This window comes from Mycoplasma sp. 3398 (genome assembly GCF_053851555.1).
Map to the genome: position 1 here is coordinate 1 of NZ_JBSQAW010000013.1, position 5,526 is coordinate 5,526.

Sequence of the window (5,526 nt, forward strand, 5' to 3'; positions counted from 1 at the left end):
ATCAAGAGCTTTTTTGGCAACAACCTCAGCTGCCGTTATTTTTTTATTAGCATCAATAATTTTGGCATCAGTTAGTTTAGTAGTTTTATTAGCTGCTGCTTGTGCTGAACTAATCGCATTTGTAAGTGCCTCTGTTGAACTTTTTAATGCTGGTTCCTTAGCCATCTCGGTTTTTGTAGCATTCGCTTTGGTAAGAGTCGCTTCTAATTTAGCAATTTCAGCATCAGTATTCTTATTTGCGGCTACTCTTTGTGTTTCGGCATTTGTTGTTGCCTGTTCTAAGGCTTTAGTCTTATCTGAAATGCTTTTAATTGGGTCAATATTTTCTTTGGATTTATTTGTATTAATTATTTGTTGCAATTGACTAATTATGGTGCCTAAATTTGCGTGGTTTGGATCTTGTCTTAATGAATTTAATTTTTCTTGTGCATCTCTGAGTTTTTGGTCATGTTGAGCTTGCGCAGCATGAAGTCTATCATTAAAATCATTTATTGCACGGTTTGCTTCATTTTTTAAGTTATCAATTACTTGTTTTTGCTGAATATATTTACTTTGATCATTATCATTAATAATTCTTTCTGTTTCTCTAATAGCTTCTTCTAAGCGCCCTTTAAGTTTGACCATTTCAGGGTCACGAGTAATAATACGCTTTGCAACACCATTTATTTGATTTTTAGCATTTATTAGATTTTGTCTATTTCTTGCAACAATCTGGGTATCTTTTTGAACTTTATCTCTTTTGGCTTTTTCAAGTGCATCATGAAGTTTTGACTTAAGTTGTTCTAAATCGTGTTTTGTTTTAGAATTAATATTTGCTTTATCATTCTTATTATAAGCATTTAAAACACGTTCTAATTCAGTCTTAATTTGATTATAATCACTATTATTAGATAAAATTTGGGTTATATATTGTTGAACATCATTAGCGTTTGTCTGAATTTCGTTTATTAATATTGATTTTTGAGCATTGATATTATCAAGTGCGGATTTTGCAACTTTTTCGGCATTAGCAAGTACCTTATTAGCTTCTTTTATTTGAGCATCAGTTGCATTTTTACTTGCGTTTTTAATATTTTTAGCTGTATTAATTGCTTGTTGCAAGGTTTGTTTTTGACTATCTAATTCTGGCTCATTATCCATCGCGGTTTTAGTTGTATCAGCATTTTGGATTGTTTTTTCAAACTCAGTAAGTTCGTTATTGGTTTTTTGATTTGCAGTGGTTTTTTCTGTTTCGGCAGTTTGAATAGCATTTTGCAATGTTTTTGTTTTATTGCCTATATTTACAATGCTGTCATTATCATTAATGCTTTTATTGTTATCAATAACTGATTGTAATTTTTTAATTACATTAGTTAAGTTTGCAGAGTTCTTGTCTTGATTTAATTGAGTTATTTTAGCTTCTGCTTCTTTAACTTTTTTATTATGTTCAGTTTTTGCGTGTTGCAATTTAGCTTCAAATTGCTTCTTCTTTTGTTCAGCTTCAGTTTTTAAATCTTCTAATTTTTGTTTTTGAGTAACATAATTACTTGCTTGATTATTATCAAGAATTGTTTTTGTTTCTTTTATTGCTTCATCAAGTTTTGCTTTAAGTGTTGTCATTTCATTATCATGACTAGTAATTGAATTTGAAATACCTTGCAATGTATCTCTAGCTTGTGTAAGCGATTGTTTATTAGCTTCTTTGATATCATTATCTTTTTTATTTTTATTTTGTTGTGCCTCATTTAATGCATTGCTCAATTCAAGTAATGTACTTTCAAGTTCATTTTTAGCCTTTGAATTTAACGCATTTTTATCTTTGTATTTATTATGAGTTGTATCTAATTTATCTTTGATTTCTTTGTATTCAGGATGGTTTTTTAATGTATTTAAAAAATTTGAAACATCATCAATTTTTTGTGAAATTTGATTTATTAAAGTTGTTTTTTCAGTATTTATATTTTTGAGAGCTTCTTTTGCTGCATTGTCAGCCTGAGTTAATGTTTGAATTGCACTTTCTATTTGAGTATCAGCTAATTTTTGATTATTATCTTTTGCTTTTTGAGCAACTCTTATAGCTTCACTTAATGTATCCTTAGCACTATTTAGAGCAGCTTCTTTTGACATCATATCTCTTGTGTTATTTGCCGCTGATATTGCACTATTTAATCTATCAAGAAGATCTTGGGTTTTTTTGTCTGCCTGAGTCTTGGCTTGATCTGCATTTTGCATTGCGTGTTGAAGAGAATCTTTTTTGTTGTTAATATCCTTAATTGCATCATTAATATTAGCGTTTTGATTATTGTTAATTTGTTGTTGCAAAGTATTAATTACATCAGTTAGGTTCGCTACATTTGAATCGCTTCTTAGATTATTTAATTTTTCTTGAGCTTCTCTTAATTTTTGGTCATAGTCATCTTTTGCTTGTTTTGCTCTGGCGTCAAATGATGTTTTTTCTTTTTCAGATTTTTCTTTTAAATCATCAAGTTTCTTCTTTTGTTCAACAAATTTATCTGTTTGATCTTGGGAAATTGTACTTTCAGCTTCATTAATTGCGTCGTTTATTTTTTTCTTGAGGTCTAACATTTCCTTATCATTGCTTGTTATTGAATCGACAAATGTCTTTAAATTATCTTTTGTGGTTGTTAATTCTTGTTTATTAAGAGCATTTATGTCATTATCTTTTTTAGCTTTGTCTACCTTAGCATCGGATAATTTTTTATTTAGATCCTCTAATATTTTATCTAATTCGGCTTTTGTTTTAGAATCAAGCTTATTCTTATTATTGCTATTGAAATTATCTAATTCTGTTTTTAATTTATTTTTAATTTCATCATATTGATTTCCATTTAGGTTATTTTTGTAATCCTCAATTTCCTTGGCTTTTTGGTTTATTTGCGTCTTGATTGAGTCTTTTTGGCTATTTATGTCTGTTATAGCTTGTTCTGCTGCTGTTTTTGCTTCTAATAAGGTTTTATTTGCATTTTCTATATCTTTATCATCCAGTTTAGGTGTGTGATTTTTTATACCCTCAGCTGTTTTGATTGCTTCACTTAATTTATTTTTAGCATCCAATAATAAAGGTTCAGAATTCATTGAATTTAGCGTAGTTTTTGATTCATTAATTGTATTTCCTAATTTTGCTAAATTTGCTTCAGTTTTCTGATTTGCAACAGTTTTTTCTTTTTCGGCTGTTTTTATTGCTTGGTCTAAATTATCCTTTTTAATAGTAAATGATGAAATCGGGTCTCTGTCTTGGGCATTGTTATTTTGATTTATTGTGTTTTGCAAATTTTGAATTACAGTATTTAGATTTGCTGAGTTTGCATCATTTTGTAATTTAGATACTTTATTATTGGCTTCTTGTAGCTTTTGTCTATATGCGTCTCTTTCGGTATTTAATTTTTTAGTAAAGTCACTTATCTTTTTATCTGCTTCAGTTTTTAAACTTTCGATTTTTGAAATTTGCGATATATATTTATTAAATTCGTTTTTGCTAATTATACCCTCAGTCTCAGCCACGGTTGTATTAATTTCTTGTTTTAGTTTTGTCATTTCAGGATCACGACTTGTGATGCTATTACCAACGCTTTTAAGGGCTTCTTTTATTTTTGTTAGCTTTTGCTTATTTTGTTCTCTAATTTCTAAGTCTTTTTGTTGTTTTTTATTCTTAATGTCTTGTAGTTGTGAATCTAATTTAGATAGTAAATCGGTAAGTTGTTGTTTTGTTTTATTTGATAAGCTATTTTTTTCATTATTTACATAATCATTTAAGTGTTTTTCTAATTCGTTTTTTATATTTGCAAAATCATTTCCTGCTAAATCAGTATTTATATAATCACGAATTTCTGTTTCTTTTTGATTAAGTTGATTTTTAATTTGGTCTTTTTGATCATTTATCTTTTTAATTTCTTGTTTGGCAATATTTTCTGCTTGTAGTAATGTTTTTTTGGCTTCATCGATTTCGTTATTTGCTAATTTTGGAGTTTGATTTTTTGCTGTTTGTGCTATTGCGATTGCTTGCTCTAAGTTAGTTTGGGCACTACTTAATAATGGCTCAGAAGTCATTGAGTCTTTTGTAGCACTAACATCTGTTATTGCTTTTTGTAGTTGTGCTAAATGCTCGTTAGTTTTTTGTGCCTCAGCATTTTTTTTGTTTTCTGCAGTTTCTATTGCTTTTTGTAATTGATCTTTTTTATTATTAATTTCTGATAGTGATAGATTATCATCGATTGTTTGATTATCTGCAATTGCTTGTTGCAGTTCTTGAATGACATCATTTAAGTTAGCAGCATTTTCATCTGCTTGAAGCTGTGAGATTTTATTTCTTACGTCAAGAATTTTTTGCGCATGAGCTTCTTTGGTTTTTTGTAATTCCTTAGCAAAATCTGTTTTTGTGGTTTCTGCTTTTTTACTTAGGTTTTCTAGTTTTTCTTTTTGACTAACGTATTTATCTGATTCTTCATTTGTAATGATTGCTTCTGATTCGCTGATTGCTTGGTTAAGTTCGTCTCTTAAAGCAGTCATTTTTGGATCTTTGCTTGTTATTGAATTTGAAACATTTGCTAATGCTTCTTTTGCTTCTGCTAGAGCTTGCTTATTTTTAGCTCTTATTTCCGCATCTTTTTCGTCTTTCTTTTGTTTAGCAGAATCAAGATGCATATTCATTTGCGTTACTAAATCATCTAGTTGCTGTCTAGTTTTTTGTCCTAGAAGATTTTTATCATTTGCCTCATAAGATTTTAAAAAGGCATCTAGATCATTTTTAATAGCTTTGTATTCAGGTTTCATTAAAACATTGTTAATATAATTTTGAATTTCAACTTCTTTTTGAGCAATATTTGTTCTGATACCATCTTTTTGTTTATTTGCTTTATTGATGGCATCATTTGCTACATCCTCTGCTTGCTTTAGTGTATCTTGAGCTTGTTTTATAGCGTTATTAGTTAACTTCGGACTTTGCATATGTGAAGTTCTAGCAACTTCAATTGCTTTTTCTAACACTGTTTTTTGTGTATCTAAATCTGGTTCTTGCTCCATTGTGTTTTTAATTTGTTCAGCATTTTCGATTTCTTGATTTAGTTTGTCAAGAGCAGCTTGTGTAATAGCATCAGCTTTTTCTTTTTCTGTATTATAAAAACTTGCTAAACCATTAAGTTCAGCTGTTGCAGCATCAATATTTTTTAAAGGACCGTTTTCATCAATAACATCATTTTGACTAATCTTTTCTTTGATTTTAGTAATGATGTCAGCATAGTTAGCGCTATTAGGATCACTTTTTGCTTGTTCCAGAACGCTATTAGCACTTTCTTTAGCCTGGTTAAATCTACTTTTTGCTTCTGTTAATTTTTGTTCAAAATCAATAATTTTTTGTTCTGCGCTTTGCTTTAGATTATCAATAGTTTGTTTTTCTTGAGTATATTTATCTGTTTGCTCTTTTGCGATTATTTCACGTGCTTTTTGGATTTCAACATCTAAGTTGTGCTTTAGTTGCATCATTTCGTCATCATTACTTTTGATGCTATCTTTTATAGCCTCAAGTTGGTT

Annotated in this window: 1 protein-coding gene; it reads right to left on the reverse strand. The window is 29.2% G+C overall.

Annotated features, from left to right (window positions below; genetic code table 4):
- Positions 1–5,526 (reverse strand): hypothetical protein (locus ACWXVK_RS03175; protein WP_456017230.1); only part of this gene is annotated, 5,526 nt, incomplete at both ends.